Origin of the sequence: Oceanicaulis sp. LC35, assembly GCF_052055585.1 — a bacterium.
Taxonomy (GTDB): Bacteria; Pseudomonadota; Alphaproteobacteria; order Caulobacterales; family Maricaulaceae; genus Oceanicaulis.
This window is the reverse complement of sequence record NZ_CP170485.1, coordinates 2,378,637-2,402,548: the sequence shown is the minus strand read 5'-3', so window position 1 is coordinate 2,402,548 and position 23,912 is coordinate 2,378,637. Positions and strand designations below refer to the sequence as shown.

Genomic DNA, 23,912 nt, shown 5'->3' with positions numbered 1-23,912 from the left:
TCTGGGCGCTGGTCTGACGGCGAGTCCTGGCGCATTTTGGTGGGAGCTTTGCGGTGGCGGTACACACGGATCATGACCCAAGAGAGTGACACGATTGAAGACAAGCAGGCGCAGTCGCGCTTTCGCCCGTTCATCCTCTGGGCGTTGTTCCTGGGCTTGTGCGCCATCCTGGTCGCGGGGGTCGCCGGCTGGCTTGACCCGGTAGAGCGCGCGCTGAGTGATGAGCGGCTGAGCTTTTCGACCGGGGATTTCACCATCACGGCCTACATGGTCGCGCGGGTCATTGTGGTGCTCGCGCTCGTGTACTGGATGGCCGCTGTGGTCGCCGGGGTGCTCGACACCCGCATCCGCCACGCCAAGGCCTTCAAATCGGGCACGCGGTCGCTGATCGCCCAGATTGTCCGCATCGCCATCTACATCATCGCCGGCCTGATCACGCTGGATGTGGTGGGGCTCGACCTGACCGCGCTGACCGTGTTCGGGGGCGCGCTGGGAATTGGCCTGGGCTTTGGCTTGCAGAAGATCGCCTCGAACTTCATTTCCGGCATCATCCTGATGGTCGAACGTTCGGTGGAGGAGGATGACCTTGTGGAGCTGGCCGATGGCACGACCGGCTTCGTGCGTCGCACCAGCGCCCGCTATGTCCTCCTGGAGACCTTTGACGGCAAGGACATCCTGATCCCGAACGAGGAGCTGATCACCGGCCGGGTCATCAACTGGACCCTGACCAATTCGCGCGGCCGGGTCGAAATCAAGGTGGGCGTCGCCTATGGCTCTGACCTGCATCTGGCGCAATCCCTGATGCTGGACGCGGCCAAGGCTCATCCGTTGTGTATCGAGGATCCGGCGCCGGTTTGTGTCCTGCGCACCTTTGGCGACAGCGCGATCGATTTCACCCTCTGGTTCTGGGTGGCGGACGTCACAAAGGGGCGCATGGGACCGCAAAGCGAGGTCATGTTCGCCATTGTCGATCTGTTCGAGAAACACGGCGTGCGCATTCCATTCCCGCAGCGTGATCTGCACATCATGCCCGGCGCGACGAACGCGATAGAGCCGGAGGCCCGCTCATGACCCCGACGCCCATTCACGCCTTTGACATTCTTCAGGACGGCGCTGCCCGTCCGGTGACCGATCTTGGAACCGCCAAGGGGCCGGATGTGGTCTATCGCTGGGTGCACCTGGAGCGCGAGGCCGAGGGCGTGAGCGACTGGATCGAGGCGCAGGCCGACGCCGTCGTCGCCAGTGCGCTGATCCGGGAGGACACCCGTCCCCGGTTGGCGGATCATAGAGACGGCGCGATCGTGATCATGCGCGGGGTGAACCTCAACCCGAATTCGGACCCCGAAGACATGGTCTCCATCCGCCTCTGGGTGACAGATACGCTCGTGATCTCCACGCGCATGCGCCGGCTGATGGCGGTCGCCGAGATTGCCGAGGGGTTCAGGGCCGGGCAGGGCCCCGCCACGCCCTCTGATCTCATCTGTGCGCTGGCGCAGGGACTGACCGCGCGGATGGAGCCGGTTCTGGATGAACTGGTGGACGAGATCGACGATCTGGAAGAGCGCAGCGTTGACCAGCCGTCGGGACTGCGGGGACAGCTGGCGGATGTGCGGCGCACGACCATCGCGCTGCGCCGGTATCTGGCGCCGCAGCGTGATGTTCTGGCTCGTCTGTCTCACGAGGATATCGGGCCTTTGCGCAATCCGGCGGTCCGGGTCAGCCTGCGAGAGGTGGCCGATCAGCTGACACGGCTGGTGGAAGAGCTCGATATGGTGCGCGACCGCAGCTCGATCCTGAATGACCAGATTGTCGATGCCCGGGCCGAGGAGATGAACTCGGCCATGTTGCTGCTTTCAGTCGTGGCCGCGGTATTCCTGCCGCTGGGCTTCCTGACGGGCCTTCTGGGCATCAATGTGGGCGGATTGCCCGGCGCGAACTGGCCTTACGCCTTCGCCTTTGTCTGCGTGATGTGCCTGGGGGTGGCGGGTGGTCTGATCTGGTGGTTCAGGAAAAAGGGCTGGCTCTGACGCCAGCCCTTCTGATCCTTATTCCGCCGGAACCAGCCGCAGGACCGATCCTTCGAAGTCATCTGTCAGCGCATAGATCGCGCCATCCGGAGCCGTGCGCACATCGCGGAAGCGCTGGCCGAGGTCTTCCAGCAACGGTTCGACGCTGATCACCCGGTCGCCATCGATTTCCAGACGTTCAATCTTGCTGCCAGCAAGGGCGGAGACGAACAGATCACCCTGCCAGTGTTCGAAGCGGTCGCCAGTGTAGAACGTCATGCCGGAGGGGGCGATGGAGGGGTTCCAGTACCAGATCGGCTGGGCCAGACCCTCGCGTTCGCGCTCTTCGGTGATGATGGTGCCATCGTAATTGATGCCATAGGTGATCTCGGGCCAGCCATAATTTGTCCCGGCCTGAAGAATATTGATCTCGTCGCCGCCACGCGGCCCATGTTCCATTTCCCAGATCGAGCCGGTGGCCGGGTTGCGGGCGATGCCCTGGGCGTTGCGGTGGCCATAGGTGAAAACGCCTGGCGCGCCGTTTTCGATCACCGGATTGTCGGACGGGATGGAGCCGTCGAGATTGAGGCGCACCACGGCGCCCAGATGGTTTTCCGGGTTCTGGGATTCTTCGGAATAGCGCGCGCCTTCCCCGAGCGTCAGGAACAGCGTGCCATCGGGATTGAACAGGATGCGTCCGCCAAAGTGGAAGCCGCCCGCCTTCTCGAAATTGACGCGGAAGATGTCCTCGACATTATCGAGCGCGGTCAGGTCTGCGCTCAGCGTGGCGCGGGCGAGGGCGGTGTTGTTGGCCTCCGCCGTGCCTTCGGCATAGCTGAAATAGATCGTGCGGCTGTCAGCAAAATCGGGCGCCAGCGCCACATCGAGCAAACCGCCCTGGCGCTCGATCAGGATATCCTCGGGCAGGCCGGAGACAGGCGTCTCGCGCAGGCCGTCCGCATCAATGACGCGCAAGCGGCCTTCGCGTTCTGTGACCAGCATTTCACCAGACGGCAGGAAGGCGATGGACCAGGGAAATTCCAGCCCGCCCGCCACGGTTTCGACAATGAAGTCGGCCTGTTCGCTCTCAACGACGTCTTGAGCAAAGGCGGCTGAGGACAGGGCCAGAAGGCTCAGGCTGGCGAGGGCGGTGGTGCGGATCATAAGTGTCTCCCCGGTTATGGCTTGCCGGGAAGATAGGTGATCACTCGCGGAATGGAACCGTTAAAGCCTAGGCGCTCAGCCGTTGCGGCGCCTTGAGGAAGGCTTCGCCCATACGCTGGACCCGACGGGTCAGGACCGGCTCCGCCGCAGCCGTGTGCGCCCAGCGGCGACGCAGTTTCAGCGGCGCATGCGACAGCGGTCCGGGCAGGATGCGGGCAAGGGATTCCGCGCTGTCCCAGGCGAGCAAATTGGCCATGGCGGCGCTGGGCTTCATGGCCCGTCCGCCCGACAACGTCACTTCATAATCGGTGTAGGCCGTCTTGTAGGCGTAGTCCCCGCCGCCAAGATCGATGCGGTTGATGCGCATATTGGGTGCGGCCTCGATGATGCCTTGCAGCAGCAGATGGCCGGGCGAGACGGCGCTGAAGGCCGGGTCATAGGCGGGCATCCAGGAGTGATAGACATCACCGGACACAATGCCCATCTCCACCGCCGCCAGCCGGTCGCCGAGATAGAGCGAGGCGACGAGGCCGCGGAACGGGCCGAAGCTGCGCGCGGCGCAATTGCGGATGACGTTATCCACCCAAGCGATGTCGAACAGGTCCAACAGGCCCGTATCGCGATATTGCTGGCTCTTCCACGCGCGCAGGGTTTCAAAGCGGTCGCCCAGCGGATCGCCGAACACCACGCGGATCGGGCCGAACTCGCGCTCGGCCTTGCGCTGACGCTGGCGCAGCTTCTTGAAATGCTTGTGCTGGGTCGCTTCCTTGCGTGCCATCCAGCTGTCGAGCCCTTCGCTGAGATCGATGATGGAGGAGCGGGTCTGTGCGCGGGTTTTGCCCAACGGCTGACCCATCCAGTTGTCATAAACCAGCACATCCGCGCCCATGGCGCTCAGCAGGTCTTTCTCGTCCACCTTGAAGCCCGGGCGGGCCGCAAAACCCTGATAGTCCGACAGGGGCGCGCCAACCGGGCGGGCAATGCCCCCCTGCGGGGCGTGATAGGCGAAATATCCAATGGGGGCGCTGTTTTCCTCGGCGATGATGACGCGCACATCATGGCGCTGGGCGTCCACCATCTGGGCAAACTCGGGCAGCAGATACGGGCTGACCAGACGGCCGTCATGGCGCGCCAGATCGCGCCACAGATCCAGATCCCGGACGCCGAGTGCCGACAAAGGCGTATCAAACAGGCGCATATTCATCCCCCGAAAGTCGTCTTTCAGGTGAAAATGCAAGGCGCGCGCCGAACGGGACTCATGTATGGTCCCGTTTCGTTCTGGTCTGAGTCCGAGGAAAGCCATGGATCCCGTTTCACTTGCTCTGATCGCGCTCGGCGGCGCCTGTCTCATTCTGGGCGGGGTGAGCGTGGTGCTTCTGCGCAAGGCGTGGGGGGAAGCCGATACGCTTCGAGCCCGTCTGGGCGAGATGCAGACGGAGCTGTCGGAGGCGCAGCTTGAATTGCGTGAAGCGCAGACGGAGGCGCGCCGCGTGGATGAGCTGAAGGCGGAACTCGCCAGCGAACGCGCCATGCGCGACGCGGCGGAAAAGGCGCTGGCCGAGGCGCGCACTACCGCCAACCGGGTCGAGGGTCTGGAAGAGCAGCTGGAAGCGACCCGTCAGGCGGAAAATCGCGCCTCATCGGAATTGCGCGCGCTGCGTGAACGGCTGGAAGAGCGCGAAGAGGCGGTGAAAGCCGAGCGCGAGCGCCTGACGGCGCTGAGCCAGGAGATGCAGGACCGCTTCAAGACGCTTGCGGGCGAGGCGCTGGACGTGTCGTCGAAGAAGCTGCTCGAACAGGCCCAGCAGAGTTTCAAGGCTCAGCATGAGCAAGCCCAGGGCGGGGTGAAGACGCTGGTCGATCCGATCCGCGAGCGGCTCGATAAATTCCGCGAGCAGGTGGAGAAGATGGAGCAGGATCGCGCCCGCAATTCCGGCGCGATCGCCGAGCAGATCACCAAGCTCAGCCAGGGCCTGAATGACCAGCACAAGGAAACCGCCAAGCTGGTGAACGCGCTGCAGCGCAAATCCACCACCCGTGGCCAATGGGGCGAGCGCACGGTCGAGAACATTCTCGAACTGGCGGGCCTGACCAAGAATATCGATTACGACGCCCAGCATCAGACCCGCGATACGGACGGGGCGGCGCTGCGACCCGACTTCGTGATCAAGCTGCCCGGCGGCGGGCGCTTTGTGGTGGACTCAAAAGTGGCGCTGACCGCCTATCTCGATGCGGTGGAAGCCGAGGACGAGGCGACGCGCCGCGACGCCCTGCGTCGTCACGCCCAGCAGGTGAAGACCCACGTCAAACAGCTGGCGAAGAAGGAATACGCCGCCAGCGTGGATGGCGCGATCGACTTTGTGGCGCTGTTCATCCCCGGCGAGAGCTTCTATTCCGCTGCCATCGAGGAAGATCCGGCCCTGTTTGACGACGCCATCAAGGCGAATGTGATCATCACCACGCCTGCAACCCTGCTCGCCCTCGCCAAGGCTGTCGCCTACGGTTTCCGTCAGGAGAAGCTGGAGCAGAACGCCCAGAAGGTCGCGGCGCTGGGCGACGAGCTGTTCACGCGCCTGAACACATTCTCGGATCACCTTGGCCGGGTCGGGGCGGGCCTGAAGTCCGCAACCGCCAATTACAACAAGGCAGTAGGTTCATTTGACAGCCGGGTGCTGCCCAAGGCGCGCGATATGGCCCAGCTCAATGGCCAGATGAAGCAGATCGAATCCCCCGCCCAGGTCGATGAAGCCCCCCGGCTTCTGACCGGGCCGGACGAAGAGAAGGCCTAGCCTTCGCTGTCGTCCTCCGCCGATGGCTCGCCGCCCTCGATGAGATACCAGGGCGTCTCGCCATAGTCATAGGGCGGCAGGGCAAACAGGGTGCGGAAGGCGTCCAGCGCTGCAGGGTGAAGGATGGTCGAGTGCGTCTCGGTGGCTGACCGGTCCACATAGAACCAGTCCAGCGTTTGCGGGGCGTTCTGGCGCAGGGCGTAAACGAGCTGATCCAGACCGTTCTGCATGGTCCCGCCTTCATTGGCCATGGTCAGATAGAGCCGGCGCGGAGCATCATCCTGTGCGGTCAGAAGCGTGCTTGCGGCCTTGCCGGCGGCCTGATCATCCCACCAGAGCGACGGGCTGACGGCGATATAGTCGGTAAAGCTCGCCGGCGCGTGCAGGAACGTATCCGTCACAAACAGCCCCGCCAGAGATTCCCCGATCAGGGTGCGGCGATCCGAAGCCGGATATCGCGCCTCGACAAAGGGGATCACCTCCTCGGTGAGGAAGGCGAGAAACGCTTCCGAGCCGCCTTGCTCCTCAAACTGGGTCTGGTAGCGCGGATCGTCTGCGGGCCGGGTCAGCTCGAACAGGCGGTTCTTCGTCTGGACGCCGACCAGCATGAAGGGTTCGTACTGCCAGCTCAGCGCGCCCAGCTGGGCCAGACCGGCCATGTGCTGGAAGTCCTGCTCAAGGCCGCCATCGATCAGGTAGACAACATTGATCGGCTGTTCGAGCTCATCAAGGAAGGGCGGAACCCAGATATTCACTTCGCGCTCGTCCCCCAGGCTCGGTGCGTCCAGAACAAAGCTCTCACCTGTGATGATCGGGTTTTGAGAGACAGGGGCGGGGGCTTGCGCCAGAGCTGTTTGCGCAATGCCAAGCGCCAGTATGGCGGCGATCCAGACTGATTTCATCGTGTTTCCCCTGCGAATGACGGGGACAGCCTAGCGTGTCAGGGGATGCGCGCCAGCGTATTCGCATACCGCGACAGCCGCGTGGAAAACTTGAACGAAACGCTTTGCGCGATTACCTACTCAGTATGGCTATTCGAGAGATACTCACCGTTCCCGATCCGCGTCTGAAGCTGGTGTCCAAGCCGGTCGATGGTGTGGATGATGCGCTTCGCGCCCTGATGGATGACATGGTCGAGACCATGTACGCCGCCGACGGCATTGGCCTGGCGGCCATCCAGATCGGTGTGGACAAGCGCGTCATCGTCATGGACCTGTCGGACGAGCGCAATGATCCGCGCTATTACGTCAATCCGGTGATCACCCCGCTGACCGAAGACCTCAAACCCTATCAGGAGGGCTGCCTGTCCGTGCCTGACGTGTTTGACAGCGTCGAGCGGCCCAAAAAGGTCAAGGTCGAGTATCTCGACTATGAGGGCGAGACGCGCGAGGAGATCGCCGAGGATCTGTTCGCGGTCTGCATCCAGCACGAGATGGATCACCTCGAGGGCGTGGTCTTCATCGATTATCTGTCCCGCCTGAAGCGCGACCGTGCGGTCAAGAAAGTCCAGAAGCTGGTCAAACAGCGCGGCGCCCCGACGGAGGCGGCAGAATAATGACGCTTCGCACCCTTTTGCTGGGCGCGCCGCTGGCGCTGGTCGCCTGCACGCCCGCTGCACAGCCCGAACCGGATCTGTTTGAGCGTTTGAGCGCCTATTGCGGTCAGGCCTTTGAAGGCCGTGTCACCTCTGACGACCCGCGAGATGAGGCGTTCGCGTCCGAGCGCCTTGTCATGCATGTGCGTGAGTGCGGCGAGACACAGATGCGCGTGCCCTTCCATGTGGGCGAGGATCGTTCGCGGACCTGGGTGATTTCGCGCCTGCCCGAAGGCGGGCTGCGCCTCAAGCATGATCACCGCCACGAAGATGGCTCTGAAGACGTGCTGACCTGGTATGGCGGCGACACGGAAGGCGCAGCGGGCCCCGTCCGTGCAGACTTCCCCGCCGATGCAGAAAGCCAGGCCCTGTTCGAGCGTGAGAACATTCCCGTCTCAATGGAGAATGTCTGGTCGATCACGCTGACAGACGACAGCTTCACCTATGCACTTGATCGTCCGAACCGGCATTTCGCGGTCGAGTTTGATTTGACCCAACCGGTCGATACCCCGCCTGCGCCCTGGGGTGCGGAGTAGGGGTTACTCCACCAGCTCGAACCCGTCCGGATACGCCACCAGCGACAGATAGAGCCCGTCCGGCGGGGCCACGGGGCCGCAGCGTTTGCGGTCAGCGGCGTCGAGCGCGCTCTTGAAGTCGTCCGGCGTCCATTTGCCCAGTCCCACTTCCACCAGTGAGCCGACAATCGAGCGCACTTGCCGGTGCAGGAAGCTGATGGCCTCCACCGTCACATGGATTTCCTCGCCCGAGCGGAAGACCGCGATCTGGTCGAGCGACTTGATCGGGCTGTCGGCCTGACACTGGGAATCTCGGAACGTCGTGAAATCATGCGTGCCGACCAGATGCTGGGCGGCGGCGTGCATCGCGTCCACATCAAGCGGCTGATAGACGCGCCAGACCTGTCCGCGGGTCAGGGTCAAAGGCGCGCGCCTTGCGTGCAGGCGGTAGATATAGCCGCGCCGGTGCGCCTTGAAACGCGCGTGGAAGTCATCGCTGACGCGCACCGCCTCGACCACCGCAATGGGGTGGGGTTTGAGGTGGTGATTGATGGCGTCGCGCACCTTGTCGGCGGGCAGATCCTTCTCAAGGTCCACATGGGCGACCTGACCGAGCGCATGCACGCCGGAATCGGTCCGTCCTGCGCCATAGACCTCGCGCGGGCCGCCATCGAGTTTTGAAGCGGCGACCTCCAGCGCGCCCTGCACAGAGGGGCCATTGTCCTGTCTCTGCCAGCCCACAAACGGGCCGCCATCATATTCGATGGTGAGCTTGTAGCGCGGCATGACTAGGCCAGCACCGTGCCCATGGGCACGTCCACGCCGTTGAGGAACGCCTTGGCGTCCATCACGCCCTTGCCTTCGCGCTGAAGGCGGATCAGGCGCACGGCGCCGCGACCGCAAGCGATCAGCAGCTTGTCATCGAGCGCCTCGCCCGGCTCGCCTTCGCCTTTTTCAGGCTGGGCGAAATGGACCTTCACGCGGATGGGCTTGTCGCCCGGCAATTCGAAATATGCGCCGGGGAAGGGGGAGAGGCCGCGAATGTGATCGGCGACTTCGCCCGCGGGTTTCGACCAGTCGATGCGCGCTTCCTCGCGGGTGATCTTTCTGGCGTAGGTGACGCCCTCCTCGCTTTGCGGCACAGCGTTGAGCGAACCACGCTCCAGCGCGGCAAGGGTGCGGGGCCACAGCAAAGCGCCCGTGCTCATCAGCCGGTCATGCAGGCTGGCGGAGGTGTCGGTCTCGGAGATCGGGACAACTTCGCTCATCAGGACGGGGCCCGTATCCAGACCGGCCTCCATCTGCATGATCTGGACACCCGTCATCTCGTCGCCCGCCATGATGGCGCGCTGGATGGGCGCGGCGCCGCGCCAGCGCGGCAGCAGCGAAGCGTGCAGGTTCAGGCACCCGAGGCGCGGCGCGTCGAGCGCTTGCTGGGGCAGGATCTGGCCATAGGCGACGACACAGGCCGCGTCGAGCTCCAAGCTTTCAAACTGCGCGATGACGTCAGGGTCGCGGAAGCTCTCGGGTGTGTACACGGTGAGCCCGAACTGCTCGGCCAGCTGATGGACCGGGGTTTTCACCTTGGCCTGACCGCGTCCGCGCGGGCGCTCGGGCTGGGTGTAGACCGCAACCACCTCATGACCCGCGCCGACAATCTCGGCGAGCGAGGCGGCGGCGAAGTCAGGGGTTCCCATGAAGGCGAGGCGCAAAGTCATCTCAGGTTCACTCCGAAACGGGCAGTCTGGCCGCGAAGTCCTAGGGGCGGGCCGGGGCGGTGTGATACGCTTTTGGAAACCGTCTGACCACACCGGAGCCTGATATCATGCGCGCACTTCTCGTCACGATCCTGTCCGTTCTGGCGCTTGCCGCCTGCACTACTGACGGCGACCCTGCGCCGGGACCAGGCGAGCCGGATAATAGCTGGCGCGTTGTGGGGCTGGGTGAAGCCTGCGGCGGCATGGCCGGGATCATGTGCGAAGGCGAACAGACGGGCGCCGCCTATTGCTCCTACGCCCCGACGGCCCAGTGCGGCGCGGCGGACCAGATGGGAACCTGCACGGCGCGCCCGCAAATGTGTACGCGGGAGTATCGCCCGGTCTGCGGCTGTGACGGCCAGACCTATGGCAATTCGTGCACCGCGGCCGCGGCTGGCGTCAGCGTGGTTAGCGCCGGGGCGTGTGTCGCGGGGCGCTAGGCGGGGGCTATCGTCCGGATATGACAGGCCTGTGGCGGGTTCTGCGGGGATTTCCCGGTTCCTGCCCTTGCCGGATACGGCTACATAGCCGGTCTCTTTGAAGGGGGGACGGCATGGCGCGATTGTCAGGCAAGCAGGCATTGGTCACAGGCGCGGCGCGCGGCATTGGCGCGGCGATCGCCGAACTGTTCGTGCGCGAAGGGGCAGAGGTGCTTCTGACCGATATTGATGGCGCGGGCGTTGAGGCGCTGGCCGCCAAACTCGGCGCGCACGCGCATGCCCGGACGCTGGATGTCAGCGACGAGGCGGCCTGGACGGCCACCGCTGAATGGGTCGAGCAGAGCTGGGGCGGGCTGGATGTGCTGGTCAACAATGCCGGCATTACCGGCTTCGCCCAGGCGCCGGGACTGCATGATCCTGAACATGTCTCACTGGAGGCCTGGCGCACCGTGCATCGGGTCAATACCGATGGCGTCATGCTGGGCTGCCAATGGGCGATCCGCCTGATGAAGGCGCGTCAGAGCGCTTCCATCATCAATCTGTCCTCGCGCTCGGGCGTGGTGGGCATTCCCGCTGCAGCGGCCTATGCCGCGTCCAAGGCGGCAGTGCTCAACCATACCCGCACCGTGGCGCTCTATTGCGCGCAACAAGGCTATGCCATCCGCTGTAACGCCATCCTGCCCGCCGCGGTTCTGACCCCAATGTGGGAGGATATGCTGGGCGAGGGTGAAGCGCGCGACAACGCGGTCGCCGACGTGGAGGCGGGCATTCCCATGGGCCGGTTCGGACGTTCCGAAGAAGTGGCCGAAACCGCGCTGTTTCTGGCTTCGGATGCGTCGAGCTATATGACCGGCACGGATCTGCATCTCGATGGCGGCATCCTTGCGGGGGCTGCATCCTCGCCGAGACGGGCTGAGGACTAGAAACTGAAACCCCGGCCAAGCGCAGCGCCGAGTCGGGGCCTCGTGCAGGATAGGGCGCTTTACGCGGCGGGAGGTCCCGGGTCTTCGCGATGCTCGCCCGGGAATTCAGACCCTGCGCTACTGCGCGCGCCAGACCACTTCGCCATCCACCACGGTCATCACCGGGCGGGCGTCAGCCAGCTCGCTGTCGGGCACGGTCATCAGATCGCGGTCAAAGACGGAGAAGTCCGCCAGCTTGCCCACTTCGATCGTGCCCAGCTCATCCTCGCGGAAGGTGGCGTAGGCAGGCCAGATGGTGAAGAGCTTGAGCGCGGTCTCCCGGTCGAGCGCTTGTTCGAGATGCCAGTGCTCGTCGGCAAAGCCATTGAGATCGCGGCGCACTGCGGCGGCGTAGAATTCGATCCGCGCCTCGCCGCGCTCCACCGGGGCGTCAGAGCCGCCCGCGATGATCGCGCCGCTTTCGATCAGCGAGCGCCAGGCATAGGCGCCCTCCAGCCGGTGAAGGCCGATCCGGCTGGCGGCGAAGTGCAGATCGCCAATGGCATGGCTAGGTTGCATGGAGGCGATGACATCCATTTCGCCAAAGCGGGAAATGTCGTCGGGGTGCAGGATCTGGGCGTGTTCGACGCGCCAGCGCGGTTCGGCCACGGCGCGCTCGCTGGCGGGAACAGCGTCAAAGCTGTCGCTCATCCAGTCGAGCACATTGCGATTGCCCGCATCACCAATGGCGTGGATGGCGAGCTGCACGCCGTCTTCCAGCGCACGCTGCATCATCGCCTCGGCGCGCGCTTCCTCGGACAGGAACAGGCCGCTCGTGTCCGGCGCGTCCTCATAGGGCTCCAGAAGCGCCGCGCCGCGTGAGCCGAGCGCGCCATCCATGTAGAATTTCACGCCGCGCGCGATGACCCGGCCATCCGCGTCCATGCGAGGGGCGCGGCTGGCGACCGCGTCATAATCCTCGGGATTGGCGTAGACCGAGATGCGGATCGGAAGCGCGCCGTCCTCGGCAAGCCCTTCCATGATGTCCACATCGGCATAGGCCACGCTCATATCGTGTACGCTGGTCCAGCCCTGGGACGCCATCACCTCCGCGCCTAGCCGGTACAGGGTCTGACGTTCTTCTTGTGTCGGCTGCCCGGCCAGCGCCGCAAAGGGCGCCATGGCGGCGTCAATGATCATGCCATTGGGCTGGCCGGTTTCGTCTTTCAGGATCGCCCCGCCTTCAGGATCCGGCGTGTCGGCGGTGATCTGTGCAGCGGCCAGCGCGGCGGTGTTGGCGACCAGGGCGTGACCGTCCGCGCGCACCAGAATGACAGGGCGCTCGGCCTCCACCTCATCCAGATCCGCGGCGGTGGGGAAGCGGCCCTCGGGCCAATGGGTCTCGATCCAGCCGCGTCCGGAAATGATCGAGGCGCTCTCATCGGCCGCCGCTTCGGCCACCCGCGCCTTGAGGTCCTCGATCGAGGCTGTGCCTTCAAGGTTCAGGGAGCGCTCACGCTCTCCCACGCCGAGGATATGGGCATGCGCATCGGTAAAGCCGGGGAAGAGGGCGGCGCCGCCAAGGTCCACGGTCCGGGTGGTCTCGCCGATATAGGCTTCGCCGTCAGCTGCGCTGCCCACAAAGACGATGCGCCCGTCATCCACCGCAATCAGCTCGGCGGTGGGTTGGGCGTCCACGCCGGTATAGATCGGACCGCCGGTGAAGACGGCGTCTGCGGTCATGTCGCCCGCTGAGGGATTGACGGCTTGCGGATCGTAGCAGCCTGAAAGCGCGATGGCGCAAACGCCAAGCGACAAGATGGTCAGCGACGCTGAACGGATCATGAGGGTCCTCCCCGATATGCTTGGGAGGAATCTAGCGCGCTGTGATGCTCAGGTCACGGAGAGGATGAGGCGGTCAATGATCATCGGGATGCCCGCCGCGACAATCGCCATGACAGGCGGCAGGGCCATGGAGCCGTGCGCGACGCGCCAGTGCACGAACAGACGTAGCATGCCGTAGAGCGACATGGCCTGGCTGATCGCGCCCGGATCAGCAAGCCCGGCGGGATAGAGCGCCAGCAGGAGCGCCTGGACATGGACCAGCACGAACACCGTCCAGTTATGCACCACCAGCCAGCTGGCGAAGCGGTCCTTGAGCCCCATCACCATCACGACGCCCGCTGCGACGACCGGGAAGAGCAGCCAGAACCGCGCCCAGCTGATCACCGCGTCCAGCAGGGTGAACCGCATCTCGCTGCTATAGGCGGCGGCGTTCTCGGCGTAGAAATAATTCACGCCATAGATCAGGAAAGCGAAGGCCGGCAGGGCCAGAATGACGCCCGAGAACGAGCGCGCCACACCCTCTGCGCTGACATCGAAATGCTTGCGCCAGTCCTTTTTGAACATCAGCAGCGCAAAGACGCCGACAACGCCGGAGCGCATGTCCTGAAGAGCCTGTCTCATCATGCGAAAGTCTTGAAATACCTCTGCAACACGTCGGCATAGATGGCCGCAAGGCGGGTCACGTCGCTGACCGGCACGCGCTCATCAACCTGGTGCATGGTTTCACCCACAAGGCCGAACTCGGCCACAGGACAGTAATCCTTGATGAAGCGGGCGTCAGACGTGCCGCCGCCCGTGGTCAGCGCCGGGTCATGGCCGGTCTGCTCTTTCACTGCGGCGCGCAGCAGATCGGTGAACGGGCCGGTCTCGGTCAGAAAGGCGTCGCCGGTGACGGTCAGGTCCAGGTCGAAATCGCCGAAAAAACCCTGCTCGGCGGCGATGGCCTGCTCGCGCAGCCATTGCTTCAGGCCGTCTCCGGTGTGGGCGGTGTTGAAGCGGATATTGAACTTCGCCGTCGCCTTCGCCGGGATCACGTTATGGGGCGCATTGCCCACATCGATCGTGGTCACTTCAAGATTGGAGGGCTGGAAGTGCGGCGCGCCCTCATCGAGCGTATGCGCCGTGATCCGGTTGAGAAAGTCGATCAGCACCGGGATCGGGTTCTCGGCCTTTTCGGGATAGGCCACATGACCCTGCTGACCCGTCACCGTCACCACGCCATTGAGCGAACCGCGTCGGCCCACCTTGATGGTGTCGCCCAGATGGTGCGGGTTGGTCGGCTCGCCGACCAGGCAATGGTCAAAGCGCTCGCCCTTGTCCGTGACGGCCTTGAGCAGCTTTTTCGTGCCATTGATGGCGGGGCCTTCCTCGTCGCCCGTAATCAGGAAGGCGATGGAGCCGGCAGGCTCGCCCGACGCCTGAAGGTGTCGCGCGACAGCGGCGACCATGGCGGCGATGGCGCCTTTCATGTCTGACGCGCCGCGCCCCCACAAGACATCGTCGGCGATCTCGGCCTCAAACGGCCCGCGGCTCCAGGCGGCTTCGTCGCCGGGCGGCACCACATCGGTATGACCGGCAAAGCAAAAGACCGGCGCGGCCTTGCCCAGCCGGGCGTAGAGATTGTCCACCTCTTCAAACCGGAAGCGCGTGCAGACAAAGCCCAGAGCTTCCAGCGCCTCGGACAGCACGTCGAGCGCGCCAGCGTCGGCAGGCGTCACCGACGGCGCCTGGATCAGGCGTCGGGCGAGGGGGATCGGATCGGTGAGAGCAGACAGATCAAGCATGGCGCAGATTTAGGGCGTTTTCGCCTCTGGCGCCATGCCTGACTATCGTCCGCGCGTCTTAGTCGCGCAGCAGGGCGTTGATGGAGGTCTTGGCGCGGGTCTGGGCGTCGACGCGTTTGACGATGACGGCGCAATAGAGCCCCGGCTTGCCCGCTTCGCCCGGCAGATTGCCCGGCACCACGACGGAATAGGGCGGGACTTCGCCGCGGAAGATCTCGCCGGTTTCACGATCCACGATCTTGGTGGAGCCGCTGAGATACACGCCCATGGCCAGCACGGCGCCTTCACGGACGATCACGCCTTCAGCCACTTCAGCGCGGGCGCCGATGAAGCAATTGTCTTCGATGATCACCGGATTGGCCTGCAGCGGCTCGAGCACGCCGCCGATCCCGGCGCCGCCGGAAATGTGCACATTCTTGCCGATCTGGGCGCAGGAGCCGACGGTGGCCCAGGTGTCCACCATCGTGCCTTCATCCACATAGGCGCCGATATTGACGTAGGACGGCATCAGCACCACGCCCTTGCCGATGAAGGCGCCCCGGCGCACGGCGGCGGGCGGCACGGCGCGGAAGCCGGCGGCCTCGAACTCGTCCGCGTCCCAGCCTTCAAACTTGGAGGCGACCTTGTCCCACCACGGGCCGTGATCAGCGCCGCCGGGGATGATGCGGTTGGGGTTCAGGCGGAAGGACAGAAGGACCGCCTTCTTCAGCCATTCATGCACGATCCACTGACCGGACTCATCCTTGCTGGCGACGCGGGCTTCGCCGCTATCGAGAAGGTTCAGGGCGGCGGCGACAGCGTCGCGCACATCCCCCTCGGTCTGGGTGGTCAGCTGGTCACGGGTGTCCCAGGCGGCGTCGATGACGGATTTCAGAGCATCACGGTTCATGGCGTCGTCTTCTTCTTGTCTGCGGCGGCGTGCCAGTCGCCCAGGAAGGTGCGCAGGCAGTCCACGGCGTAATGGATGTGGGGAGGATGTACCAAGGGTTCGGGCTTTGCGCCATCGGCGAGCGCTTCGACCGGCGGATGCACCAGCACGGTCGTGAAGCCCACATCATACGCGGTCTGAAGGTTCTTGATCGAGTCCTCGAACATCACCGTGCTTTGCGGGGTGATCGAGAAATGGCCGGTGAAGCGGTCAAAGCCTTCGCGGTGCGGCTTGGGCGTATAGTCGGCGGCCTCGATGCCATAGAGATCGTCAAACAGGCCGTTCAACCCCAGCCGCTCGATCACCTTCTCGGCGTGCCTGCGCGAGCCGTTGGTGTAGACGATGCGGCGCCCGTCGAGCGCCTGCACATGGCTGGCGAGTTCGGGGTCGGGCGTGATCACGGAATGATCGACGTCGTGGACGAAGTCGAGAAAGCTCGCCAGATCGCGCACCTGGTTGTTCGCCAGAAGGCCGTTCAGCGTGGTGCCATAGGTCGTGTAGTAATGCTGCTGCATGGCGTGCGCTTCCTCCCGGGTGAGGGAAAATTCGCGCTGCACCCAGTCGGTCATCTTGTCGATGACCTGGCTCATCACGGCGGCGTCGGACGGGTAAAGCGTCTCATCGAGATCGAACACCCAGGTGTCCACATGATAGAGGTCGGGGGGTCGGTTCACGGAAGCGGTTCCTCAAAGTCATCCAGATCAAGCCGCATCACAGCGCCGCCTTCTTCAGGCGCCGGCGCCGCGCGGAACAGAGCCGGCTGGAAGCCCGAACTCGTACACTCGCTCCGGGTCTGGCTCGTAAAGCGCGCCGGAGTGATGCAGAAGGCTTCGGTCCCGCCCGCCAGCGGACGCAGAGCGTCCTCATCAATCAGCTGGGCGTAGACATAGGTCTCATTGCTGGTCAGTTGGGCGGACAGGGTCTGCGCACAGCCGCCCGGCGCGATGCGCCACCAGCCGCGGGTCTCCCAGCCCTCTCCATTGGCGCGCGCCACGGCGACGCCCACGGGCAGGTTGGCGTCGTTGCAGACCTGAAGGCCGAGCGAGGTGTTGCGCGTCATGGCGCGCTCGTGAAGCGCCTCGATCAGGGCGGCGCGATCCGCGCCGAAGCTGCGGCCGACCTCTTCCTCAAAGGCTTCGACCTGACGGCGCGTGCGACGACCGGCATAGCCGTCGATGACGTTGATGTCATAGCCTGCCGATTGCAGCAGACGCTGCAGCCCGGCCTCTTCGGCGCGGTCGCCGAAATCGGCCACTTCGACCAGCACGGCATGGTCGCGTTCAGCCTCGGTCAACTGGCGGAACTTGCGGGTCTCCAGCCCCAGGGTTTCACAATCGGCGACCCCCTCGAAGGCGAAGTCGGTTTCGTCCACGCAGATGTCCAGGCTGCCGCGCCATTCGCGCACCCCGCCCAGATAGGCGCGGGTGGTGCGGGCATACAGATATTGCTCGGTATTGGTGGAGGGACCGATATCGGCGCAGCCGCCCGGCGCGATCCGCGCCCAGCCTTCCACGGCGAGCCCTGTGGGCGTGCGCCAGGCCTTGGCGGCCTCCACCATGAAGCTTGTCTCGTTACAGACCTGTCCGGCCTGGGCCGCGCCGCTGAAACCCAGGGCGATGAAGGCGGCGATCAGCATCCGGTTCAGCATGTCGACAGTCCCGTCTGTCGGGGCGTGTCAGGGCCCCGGTTACGAATCCCCGGCCGGCAGGGCCAGGGTGGAGATTTCCCCGCGCAGCTCATCAAGCCCGTCACGCTTGGCGCTGGAGGTGGCCGAGATCACCGGAAAGGCGGCGGGCCGCCGGGCGACCTTGGCCTGGGTTTCCTCGACACGCTTGAGCGCCTCGGAAGGTTTGAGCTTGTCGGTCTTGGTCAGAACGATCTGGTATACCACGGCGGCGCTATCAAGCACTTTCATGATCGCTTCGTCAGAGGGTTTGATGCCGTGACGGGAGTCGATCAGCAAGAAGACCCGCTTGAGATTGACCCGGCCGCGCAGATAGTTCTGCGTCAGGCGCGTCCAGCGCGCTGCGACTTCCTTGGGGGCCTTGGCGAAGCCATAGCCCGGCAGGTCGACGATCCGCAGACGGCCATGCATGTCAAAGAAGTTCAGCTCACGCGTCCGGCCCGGCTCGGTCGAGGCGCGCGCCAGTTGCTTGCGGCCCGTGAGCGCATTGATCAGCGAGGACTTGCCCACATTCGAGCGGCCCGCAAAGGCCACTTCGGGAATATGGGTGTCGGGCAGGGTGTCCATGGACACCACGCCCAGCATGAAGTCGATCTGGCCGGAGAACAGCTTGCGGCCCGCCGCGAGACGGGCCGCCTGTTCTGCCTGGGCTTCCGGAGAGGGCTCGGTCAGGGCCGCCTCCTATTTCTTCTTGCCGCCACGCGGCTTTTTGGCGGCGGGGTTGGAGCTGACCCGACGGCCGGTCGTTGCGGGCTTGGTCTCGGTTGCAGCGTCCGCCGGGGTTTCCCCCTCGGTCACGGCCTGATCGGCGTTGGCGTCATCGGCCAGTTCGGTGACGGCCTTTTCCACCTTGCCCTCGATCACCTGATTGGTGGCGGTCGGGGTGTCCTCGCCCTGGTATTTCACAGGCACGGGCTTGCCGGTCAGCTTGGAGCGCAGCTTGAAGAAGTTGCGATCCAGCTCGGTCACCACGCCCTGGCGGCGCATGATCAGGTATTGCTGGCCGATGGTCAGGGTGTTGTTCCAGGACCAGTAGATGATCAGGGCGGCCGGGAAGGGCGCCATGATGATCGTGAAGATGATCGGCATGAAGGCGAAGATCTGGCGCTGGATCTTGTCAGCGGGCGGTGGGTTCAGCGATTGCTGGGCCCACATGGTCACGCCCATCAGAAGCGGCCAGACGCCGATGGCCAGGATCTGACCCACCATGGGCAGGCCGGACGGATCATAGGGCAGCAGGCCGAACAGATTGCCGATCATGGTCGGATCGGGCGCGGACATGTCCTGGATCCAGCCGAAGAAGGGCGCATGGCGCGCATCCAGCGAGATGAACACCGTCTTGTAGAGCGCAAAGAAGATCGGGATCTGCGGCAGCATGGGCAGACAGCCCGCGACCGGGTTGATGCGCTCCTTGCGATAGAGCTCCATCATCGCCTTCTGCTGGGCTTGCGGATCGTCTTTGTAGCGCTCGCGGATCTCGGTCATTTTCGGCGCCGCCGAGCGCATCTTGGCCATGGAGGCGAAGGCGCGGTTGTTCAGCGGGAACAGCACCAGCTTGATCAGCAGGGTCACGACCATGATGGCGAGACCGTAATTGCCCAGAAGACCGTAGAAGAAGTGCAGCGCGGCGAAGAAGGGCCGGGTCAGGAACCAGAACATGCCCCAGTCGATGGCCATGGTCAGGCGGTCAATGCCCAGCTCGTTCTCATAAGCGGCGAGAATGGGCTGTTTCTTGGCGCCGGCGAAGACATAGCTCGTGTTTTCGAGCGTTGCGCCCGGAGCCAGGGTTTCGGCGTCGCTGAGATAGTTGGATTCAAACACCGGACGGTCCGGGCGGGAGACCACACGGAACTGGGCGCGCACATTGGGCTGGCCTTCAGGGGCGACAGCGGCGAGCCAGTATTTGGACGTAATGCCCATCCAGCCGCCGGGACCGTTGCGCTCGATCAGGCCATCCTCTTCCCATTTCTTGAACTTGCGATCGAAATGGGTGCCGTCCACGACGCCGACCGCGCCTTCATGCAGGACGAAGAAATTCTGCAGGTCTGCCGGAACGCCATGCTGGCGCACGAGAGCATACGGGCGCAGGGAGACGGCGGCGGAGCCGTTGTTGATGACGCTGTCATTGACGGTGAAGAGGTAATTTTCGTCCACCGAGATCGTGCGGCGGAAGGTCAGCTCGCCGGCGGTGTGTTCCAGAACCACCGGGCTGTCCTCGCTCAGCACATTGCCGCTCACAAGCGTCCATTGCGTGCTCAGGCCCGGCAGGCCCTGGGGCGCATTGGCGCCGCCCAGCCAGCCGCTGGCGGCGAACTGATAGCCGTCAAACCCTTCAGGGCTCATCAGCGTCACCGGCTCGCCGGAATCCACTTCAGTCTCGTAACGCAGCAATTGCAGGTCATCGATCCGGGCGCCGGTCAGAGACAGTGAACCTGACAGGGCCTCGGTGCGAATTTGAACGCGCTGGGACTGGGCGAGCGCGTCTTCGCGGCTCATGCCGTTCTGACCCGAACCGGCGGCGAAGGCGGCATCGGGCGCCTGGGGCGCGTCATCGCCCGTTTCCTGGACCTGGGTTTCAGCCGCAGCCTGCTCGGCTGCTTCACGGTCTCTCGCCATCGGGTCGAGGATGAACGCCTGATAGAGAAACAGGATGCCGATCGCTATGACGGCCGCGAGCAGGAAGTTGCGGTTCTCACCCATGGGAGGAACGATCCCTTACGGTTTTGAGGGCGTAGGATTGCGCGAACCGCCCGTCGGTCCGCGTTCACGCCGCGCGAGGCTTATCAACGCGGCTTTAACATCGTCAAGCAAGGCCGGCCATGACCGGGCCCCTGTCTGGGCGCGCGCAATGAACACATAGTCGGTTCCGGGCTGTCCGTGGAGGGGCAGCAACAGGCGAGCGGCTGCGCGTAATCGACGCTTGGCGCGATTGCGCGCCACAGCATTGCCGATTTTCTTGGTCGCCGTGAACCCGGCCCGGGTCGGCCCGTCGGAATCATCCTTGCGCGCAAGCATCTGAATGACCACGGAGGGCTTGGCGGAACGCGGCGCTTCGCGCGCGCGCAAAAAATCGCGCCGCTCGGTTATCCGTGCGGCGCGATCTGGATACATCGTCGTGTCGTCTGACGCCTGAATTAGGCGGACAGGCGCTTGCGGCCCTTGGCGCGGCGACGCGCCAGAACCTGACGACCGGCTTTGGTGGCTGCGCGGGCACGGAAACCGTGGCGGCGCTTGCGGACCAGATTGGACGGCTGGAATGTACGTTTCACGGTTCGGCTCCCATGGGGATCAGCGGCCGGTCTCCCGGCGGCTCAAAATTCGAGCCGCGGTGGATACGGGAGGTGAGGCCCTGAGTCAAGCGCCTCACCGCCCCCGAATGCGGCGGTTCGCAGACGTTTTAGCACGCTTCCAGCTCGTATTCCGCCAGAAAACGCGGCGCCGGAGCAGGCAGTTGCAGCGCACGCTGAACCGCAGGCCGGGCATCAATGCGGACGATCCAGTCTGCAAGCGCATCCAGCCCGTCAATCGACACCCCCGCCCAGGAATGGCAGCGCACCCAGGGGAACATCGCCATGTCTGCAATGGAATAGGCATCGCCCGCCAGCCAGTCGCGGCCCATGAGACGGGTGTTCAGCACCTCGAAAAGGCGACGGGATTCGCTGGTGAAGCGGGTCAGCGCGCTGTCGCTGGCCTGTCCGGCGTCCGGGGCGAAGCGGCGGAAGAACATGGTCTGGCCCATCATCGGACCCACACCGCCCATTTGCAGCATCAGCCATTGCAGGGTTTCAGAGCGCAGCTTGGCGTCCTCAGAGAGAAAGCGTCCGTATTTCTCGGCCAGATACCACAGCATCGCGCCCGATTCGAAGACGGCGAAGTCGTCATTGGAGTGATCGACCAGAACCGGAATCTTGCCATTGGGATTGAGCGCCAGAAACTCGGGCGTCTTGTGGCTGCGCGCGCCAAAATCGACGGCGGCAAGCGTATAGGGGATCGCGGCCTCTTCCAGAAAGACCAGCGGTTTCCAGCCATTCATGGTCGCGGCGGTATAAAGGGTGATGTCAGAAGCGGGCATGGCGTAAGTCCTTGTCAGAGGGCGCGAAAGGCCCATCGCAACCGGACTGCCAGCTCTCTGGGGGATGCGGTATCGGGTTAACTCCGCACGGGAAAATACCTAGGCGCGCGATAAATCCGTGATTTTGAAATAAACTTTCACGCCATGGTGAAGCTGGCGCGTGGGGATGTGGTTTTCCCCTACTCGACGGGGCGGTCTATATCCGGTCACAACACTTACACGAACGCTGAAGGGGTATCCGGATGGACGCCGAGCCGAACATGTCTGAAGACGCGATTGAACAAGCGCCGTCCAAGCCGCTCTGGCGGCGTCTGGCCCCGCTTGTGGTTCTGATTGCAGGTCTGGCCGCCTTCTTCTTGCTGGGAGGTCAGCAATATCTGGACGCCGACCGGGCGCAGGCCGTGTTGCAGGACATGGATGGCTGGGTTCAGGACAATCTCCTGCTCGCGGTCATCGCCTACACGGTGTTCTACGCCCTCGCGGTGGCGATCTCGGTGCCGGGCGCCTTGTGGTTCACCATCGGGTCGGGCTTCCTGTTCGGGGCCTATCTGGGCACGGGCGTGGCGGTGATCGGCTCGACCACGGGCGCGACCATCATCTTCCTCGCCGCACGCTATGCCTTTGCGGACTGGGTGCGCGCGAAATTCCCCGGCTATGTGCAGAAGCTGCAGGACGGCTTCTCGCGCGACGCCTTCACCTACATCGTCATCCTGCGCCTGATCCCGGTGCTGCCCTTCTTTGGCATCAATATCGCCACCGCTCTTTTGAACGTGCCGGTGCGCGCCTATGCGCTAGGCACGCTGGTGGGCGTCATTCCGGGCGCCTATGTGTATGCAACGCTGGGCGCGACCATCAAACGCGCCGCCGCGGAAGGCGTGCCGAGCTTTGGCGCACTTTTAACGCCTGAACTGATCTTCGCCATGGTCGCCTTCGCCGTGCTGGCGCTGCTGCCGATGGTTCTGCGCCGGGTGCGCAAGGACAAGGGAGAGGCCGCATGAGCCGCGAACGCATCAAGGCGGATCTCGCCATCATTGGCGCGGGCGCGGCCGGTCTCGTGACCGCTTCGGGCGCCGCCCAGCTGGGCCGCAAGGTCGTTCTGTTTGAAGCCGGCGAGATGGGCGGCGATTGCCTGAACTATGGCTGCGTGCCCTCCAAGGCGATCCTGACCGCCGCCCACAAGGTCCAGGCCATCCGTGACGCGGCCAAGCATGGCATCAGTGTCGGCGAACCGAGCGTGGACTTCGCCAGGGTGCGCGAGACCATAAAGGCCGCCATCACCACCATCGAGCCCAATGACAGTCAGGAGCGGTTTGAGGGCTTCGGCGTCCGTGTCGTGCGCGAATACGCCCACTTTGTCAGCGAAGACACGGTCGCCTCTGACAGCGTCGAGGTGAAAGCCAAGCGCATTGTGGTCGCCACCGGCACCCGTGCATTCATTCCGCCGGTCGATGGACTGGCCGAGGCGCCGTATCTGACCAATGAGACCGTCTGGTCGCTCGAAACCCTGCCCGAGCATCTGATCGTCATGGGCGCGGGGCCCATCGGCATGGAGCTGGGGCAGGCTTTCCGGCGTCTGGGCTCGCATGTCACCATTGTCGAGGCCGGCGCGCCGCTGGCGCGGTTCGAACCTGAACATGCGGGGCTGGTCACCGATCAGCTGATGGCGGATGGCGTCACCTTGCACACCGGCAAGAGCGCCGCTCGGGTTGAATCCACGGATGCGGGCATCATTCTGCACCTGTCAGATGGCGATGTGGTCACCGGCAGCCACCTTCTGGTGGCGACGGGTCGCAAGCCGGTACTGGACGGTCTGGAGCTGGCGACGGCGGGTGTTGAAACCGATGCGCGCGGTATTGTCTGTGATGATCGCCTGCGCACCTCCAACAAGCGCGTGCTCGCTGCGGGCGACATCGCGGGCAAGGGCGGCCTGACCCATCTGGCGGGCTGGCATGGCAGCGTCATCGTTCGCAATCTCTATTACGGGCTCAGCACCACCCAGTCCTCCCAGCCCATACCGGCGGCGGTCTATACCGATCCGCCCATCGCCCAGATCGGCTTCACAGAAAGCCAGGCGCGCGAAGCGCATGGCGATCAGGTGAAAATCGCCAGTTGGGGCTTTGACGACAATGACCGCGCGATCGCCGAGGGTGATGTGCGCGGCGGCGTGAAGCTGGTTCTGGGCAAGGGCGGCAAGGTGCTGGGCGCGCACGCGGCTGGCGCACGCGCTGATGACCTGATCCAGATTGCGGGCGCGGTGATGACCAAGGGCGGCACGGTCCGCGACCTCACCAGCCCCGTTGCGCCCTATCCCACGCGCGGTGAAATCTTCAAGCGCGCGGCGGGCTCTTACTATGAACCGGTGGTGTTCGGATCGATGGCGAAAATGCTCGCCCGGATCCTGAGCGCGTTTCACTAAAGCCAAGGTCCGGCTG

25 protein-coding genes are annotated in these 23,912 nt (G+C 64.3%); 9 read left to right on the top strand and 16 right to left on the bottom strand.

Annotated features, from left to right (window positions below; genetic code table 11):
• Window positions 1-72: 72 nt before the first annotated feature.
• A complete protein-coding gene (locus tag ACFELO_RS11530; RefSeq protein WP_440957908.1) occupies window positions 73-1,071 on the top strand; it encodes a mechanosensitive ion channel family protein in 999 nt (332 codons plus the stop codon).
• Window positions 1,068-2,027 (top strand): zinc transporter ZntB, encoded by a 960-nt coding sequence (locus ACFELO_RS11525; protein ID WP_440957907.1) that lies wholly within the window; start codon window positions 1,068-1,070, stop codon window positions 2,025-2,027. Before ACFELO_RS11530 ends, ACFELO_RS11525 begins: the two co-directional genes overlap by 4 nt.
• An 18-nt stretch (window positions 2,028-2,045) precedes the next feature.
• Here ACFELO_RS11525 and ACFELO_RS11520 read toward each other — a convergent pair whose 3' ends face one another.
• Both ACFELO_RS11520 and ACFELO_RS11515 read right to left on the bottom strand, forming a co-directional pair.
• Window positions 2,046-3,170: a PQQ-dependent sugar dehydrogenase gene (locus ACFELO_RS11520; RefSeq protein WP_440957906.1), complete on the bottom strand. Its 1,125-nt coding sequence runs from the start codon at window positions 3,168-3,170 to the stop codon at window positions 2,046-2,048.
• Window positions 3,171-3,237: 67 nt separating this feature from the next.
• Entirely contained in the window at window positions 3,238-4,368 is a 1,131-nt protein-coding gene (locus ACFELO_RS11515; RefSeq protein WP_440957905.1) for a GNAT family N-acetyltransferase, read from the bottom strand.
• Between the two features lie 103 nt (window positions 4,369-4,471).
• Between ACFELO_RS11515 and rmuC the strand changes: the two genes are divergently transcribed.
• Entirely contained in the window at window positions 4,472-5,959 is a 1,488-nt protein-coding gene (rmuC, locus tag ACFELO_RS11510; RefSeq protein WP_440957904.1) for a DNA recombination protein RmuC, read from the top strand.
• Here the strand turns inward: rmuC and ACFELO_RS11505 are convergent.
• Window positions 5,956-6,861, bottom strand: a complete 906-nt coding sequence (locus ACFELO_RS11505) for an alpha/beta hydrolase (RefSeq protein ID WP_440957903.1) — start codon at window positions 6,859-6,861, stop codon at window positions 5,956-5,958. The two genes, rmuC and ACFELO_RS11505, sit on opposite strands and share 4 nt — an antisense overlap.
• Before the next feature lie 125 nt (window positions 6,862-6,986).
• On the opposite strand from ACFELO_RS11505, the gene def reads away from it, so the two are divergent.
• Together def and ACFELO_RS11495 are read left to right on the top strand one after the other, a co-directional pair.
• The gene (gene def, locus ACFELO_RS11500) at window positions 6,987-7,514 is read left to right on the top strand and encodes a peptide deformylase (protein WP_440957902.1); all 528 of its coding nucleotides are present in this window, start codon (window positions 6,987-6,989) and stop codon (window positions 7,512-7,514) included.
• Window positions 7,514-8,089, top strand: coding sequence for a hypothetical protein (locus ACFELO_RS11495; protein ID WP_440957901.1), 576 nt, complete (start codon window positions 7,514-7,516; stop codon window positions 8,087-8,089). Before def ends, ACFELO_RS11495 begins: the two co-directional genes overlap by 1 nt.
• Window positions 8,090-8,092: 3 nt before the next feature.
• On the opposite strand, the gene truA is transcribed toward ACFELO_RS11495, so the two are convergent.
• Together truA and fmt are read right to left on the bottom strand one after the other, a co-directional pair.
• Window positions 8,093-8,854: a tRNA pseudouridine(38-40) synthase TruA gene (truA, locus tag ACFELO_RS11490; RefSeq protein WP_440957900.1), complete on the bottom strand. Its 762-nt coding sequence runs from the start codon at window positions 8,852-8,854 to the stop codon at window positions 8,093-8,095.
• A 2-nt stretch (window positions 8,855-8,856) separates the two neighbouring features.
• Window positions 8,857-9,786, bottom strand: coding sequence for a methionyl-tRNA formyltransferase (gene fmt, locus ACFELO_RS11485; RefSeq protein WP_440957899.1), 930 nt, complete (start codon window positions 9,784-9,786; stop codon window positions 8,857-8,859).
• 107 nt (window positions 9,787-9,893) lie between these two features.
• Between fmt and ACFELO_RS11480 the strand changes: the two genes are divergently transcribed.
• Together ACFELO_RS11480 and ACFELO_RS11475 are read left to right on the top strand one after the other, a co-directional pair.
• On the top strand, window positions 9,894-10,265 hold the full coding sequence (locus ACFELO_RS11480) for a Kazal-type serine protease inhibitor family protein (RefSeq protein ID WP_440957898.1): 372 nt from the start codon (window positions 9,894-9,896) through the stop codon (window positions 10,263-10,265).
• 113 nt (window positions 10,266-10,378) lie between these two features.
• Entirely contained in the window at window positions 10,379-11,188 is an 810-nt protein-coding gene (locus ACFELO_RS11475; RefSeq protein WP_440957897.1) for an SDR family oxidoreductase, read from the top strand.
• 117 nt (window positions 11,189-11,305) lie between these two features.
• On the opposite strand, the gene ACFELO_RS11470 is transcribed toward ACFELO_RS11475, so the two are convergent.
• From ACFELO_RS11470 to ACFELO_RS11420, 11 genes are all read right to left on the bottom strand, one after another.
• Complete coding sequence (locus ACFELO_RS11470; protein WP_440957896.1) at window positions 11,306-13,012, bottom strand: amidohydrolase; 1,707 nt, start codon at window positions 13,010-13,012, stop codon at window positions 11,306-11,308.
• Between the two features lie 48 nt (window positions 13,013-13,060).
• Window positions 13,061-13,636, bottom strand: a complete 576-nt coding sequence (locus tag ACFELO_RS11465; RefSeq protein WP_440957895.1) for a hypothetical protein — start codon at window positions 13,634-13,636, stop codon at window positions 13,061-13,063.
• Window positions 13,633-14,805 (bottom strand): succinyl-diaminopimelate desuccinylase, encoded by a 1,173-nt coding sequence (dapE, locus tag ACFELO_RS11460; RefSeq protein ID WP_440959921.1) that lies wholly within the window; start codon window positions 14,803-14,805, stop codon window positions 13,633-13,635. Before dapE ends, ACFELO_RS11465 begins: the two co-directional genes overlap by 4 nt.
• A 49-nt stretch (window positions 14,806-14,854) precedes the next feature.
• Window positions 14,855-15,685 carry a 2,3,4,5-tetrahydropyridine-2,6-dicarboxylate N-succinyltransferase gene (gene dapD / locus ACFELO_RS11455; RefSeq protein ID WP_440957894.1) on the bottom strand — a complete coding sequence of 277 codons (831 nt, stop codon included), beginning with the start codon at window positions 15,683-15,685 and terminating at the stop codon, window positions 14,855-14,857.
• A complete protein-coding gene (locus ACFELO_RS11450; RefSeq protein ID WP_440957893.1) occupies window positions 15,682-16,398 on the bottom strand; it encodes a pyrimidine 5'-nucleotidase in 717 nt (238 codons plus the stop codon). Before ACFELO_RS11450 ends, dapD begins: the two co-directional genes overlap by 4 nt.
• A complete protein-coding gene (locus tag ACFELO_RS11445) occupies window positions 16,395-17,372 on the bottom strand; it encodes a DUF1036 domain-containing protein (protein WP_440957892.1) in 978 nt (325 codons plus the stop codon). Before ACFELO_RS11445 ends, ACFELO_RS11450 begins: the two co-directional genes overlap by 4 nt.
• A gap of 39 nt (window positions 17,373-17,411) precedes the next feature.
• Window positions 17,412-17,993, bottom strand: coding sequence for a ribosome biogenesis GTP-binding protein YihA/YsxC (yihA, locus tag ACFELO_RS11440; RefSeq protein ID WP_440957891.1), 582 nt, complete (start codon window positions 17,991-17,993; stop codon window positions 17,412-17,414).
• Between the two features lie 96 nt (window positions 17,994-18,089).
• Window positions 18,090-20,108 (bottom strand): membrane protein insertase YidC, encoded by a 2,019-nt coding sequence (gene yidC / locus ACFELO_RS11435; RefSeq protein WP_440957890.1) that lies wholly within the window; start codon window positions 20,106-20,108, stop codon window positions 18,090-18,092.
• Between the two features lie 15 nt (window positions 20,109-20,123).
• The gene (gene rnpA / locus ACFELO_RS11430; RefSeq protein ID WP_440957889.1) at window positions 20,124-20,519 is read right to left on the bottom strand and encodes a ribonuclease P protein component; all 396 of its coding nucleotides are present in this window, start codon (window positions 20,517-20,519) and stop codon (window positions 20,124-20,126) included.
• Between the two features lie 23 nt (window positions 20,520-20,542).
• Window positions 20,543-20,677 (bottom strand): 50S ribosomal protein L34, encoded by a 135-nt coding sequence (gene rpmH / locus ACFELO_RS11425; protein WP_022701434.1) that lies wholly within the window; start codon window positions 20,675-20,677, stop codon window positions 20,543-20,545.
• A 128-nt stretch (window positions 20,678-20,805) separates the two neighbouring features.
• Window positions 20,806-21,480, bottom strand: a complete 675-nt coding sequence (locus ACFELO_RS11420) for a glutathione S-transferase family protein (RefSeq protein WP_440957888.1) — start codon at window positions 21,478-21,480, stop codon at window positions 20,806-20,808.
• A 242-nt stretch (window positions 21,481-21,722) separates the two neighbouring features.
• On the opposite strand from ACFELO_RS11420, the gene ACFELO_RS11415 reads away from it, so the two are divergent.
• A complete protein-coding gene (locus ACFELO_RS11415) occupies window positions 21,723-22,478 on the top strand; it encodes a TVP38/TMEM64 family protein (protein WP_440957887.1) in 756 nt (251 codons plus the stop codon).
• Window positions 22,475-23,896: a dihydrolipoyl dehydrogenase family protein gene (locus ACFELO_RS11410; RefSeq protein ID WP_440957886.1), complete on the top strand. Its 1,422-nt coding sequence runs from the start codon at window positions 22,475-22,477 to the stop codon at window positions 23,894-23,896. Before ACFELO_RS11415 ends, ACFELO_RS11410 begins: the two co-directional genes overlap by 4 nt.
• The last annotated feature ends 16 nt before the right edge of the window (window positions 23,897-23,912 follow it).

Excerpts from the sequence above, each read along its gene's own strand:
- ACFELO_RS11530 (WP_440957908.1), top strand. The coding sequence starts at position 73 with ATGACCCAAGAGAGTGACACGATTGAAGACAAGCAGGCGCAGTCGCGC.
- ACFELO_RS11525 (WP_440957907.1), top strand. The coding sequence starts at position 1,068 with ATGACCCCGACGCCCATTCACGCCTTTGACATTCTTCAGGACGGCGCT.
- ACFELO_RS11520 (WP_440957906.1), bottom strand. The coding sequence starts at position 3,170 with ATGATCCGCACCACCGCCCTCGCCAGCCTGAGCCTTCTGGCCCTGTCC.
- ACFELO_RS11515 (WP_440957905.1), bottom strand. The coding sequence starts at position 4,368 with ATGCGCCTGTTTGATACGCCTTTGTCGGCACTCGGCGTCCGGGATCTG.
- rmuC (WP_440957904.1), top strand. The coding sequence starts at position 4,472 with ATGGATCCCGTTTCACTTGCTCTGATCGCGCTCGGCGGCGCCTGTCTC.
- ACFELO_RS11505 (WP_440957903.1), bottom strand. The coding sequence starts at position 6,861 with ATGAAATCAGTCTGGATCGCCGCCATACTGGCGCTTGGCATTGCGCAA.
- def (WP_440957902.1), top strand. The coding sequence starts at position 6,987 with ATGGCTATTCGAGAGATACTCACCGTTCCCGATCCGCGTCTGAAGCTG.
- ACFELO_RS11495 (WP_440957901.1), top strand. The coding sequence starts at position 7,514 with ATGACGCTTCGCACCCTTTTGCTGGGCGCGCCGCTGGCGCTGGTCGCC.
- truA (WP_440957900.1), bottom strand. The coding sequence starts at position 8,854 with ATGCCGCGCTACAAGCTCACCATCGAATATGATGGCGGCCCGTTTGTG.
- fmt (WP_440957899.1), bottom strand. The coding sequence starts at position 9,786 with ATGACTTTGCGCCTCGCCTTCATGGGAACCCCTGACTTCGCCGCCGCC.
- ACFELO_RS11480 (WP_440957898.1), top strand. The coding sequence starts at position 9,894 with ATGCGCGCACTTCTCGTCACGATCCTGTCCGTTCTGGCGCTTGCCGCC.
- ACFELO_RS11475 (WP_440957897.1), top strand. The coding sequence starts at position 10,379 with ATGGCGCGATTGTCAGGCAAGCAGGCATTGGTCACAGGCGCGGCGCGC.
- ACFELO_RS11470 (WP_440957896.1), bottom strand. The coding sequence starts at position 13,012 with ATGATCCGTTCAGCGTCGCTGACCATCTTGTCGCTTGGCGTTTGCGCC.
- ACFELO_RS11465 (WP_440957895.1), bottom strand. The coding sequence starts at position 13,636 with ATGATGAGACAGGCTCTTCAGGACATGCGCTCCGGCGTTGTCGGCGTC.
- dapD (WP_440957894.1), bottom strand. The coding sequence starts at position 15,685 with ATGAACCGTGATGCTCTGAAATCCGTCATCGACGCCGCCTGGGACACC.
- ACFELO_RS11445 (WP_440957892.1), bottom strand. The coding sequence starts at position 17,372 with ATGCTGAACCGGATGCTGATCGCCGCCTTCATCGCCCTGGGTTTCAGC.
- yihA (WP_440957891.1), bottom strand. The coding sequence starts at position 17,993 with ATGCTGGGCGTGGTGTCCATGGACACCCTGCCCGACACCCATATTCCC.
- yidC (WP_440957890.1), bottom strand. The coding sequence starts at position 20,108 with ATGGGTGAGAACCGCAACTTCCTGCTCGCGGCCGTCATAGCGATCGGC.
- rnpA (WP_440957889.1), bottom strand. The coding sequence starts at position 20,519 with ATGTATCCAGATCGCGCCGCACGGATAACCGAGCGGCGCGATTTTTTG.
- ACFELO_RS11420 (WP_440957888.1), bottom strand. The coding sequence starts at position 21,480 with ATGCCCGCTTCTGACATCACCCTTTATACCGCCGCGACCATGAATGGC.
- ACFELO_RS11415 (WP_440957887.1), top strand. The coding sequence starts at position 21,723 with ATGGACGCCGAGCCGAACATGTCTGAAGACGCGATTGAACAAGCGCCG.
- ACFELO_RS11410 (WP_440957886.1), top strand. The coding sequence starts at position 22,475 with ATGAGCCGCGAACGCATCAAGGCGGATCTCGCCATCATTGGCGCGGGC.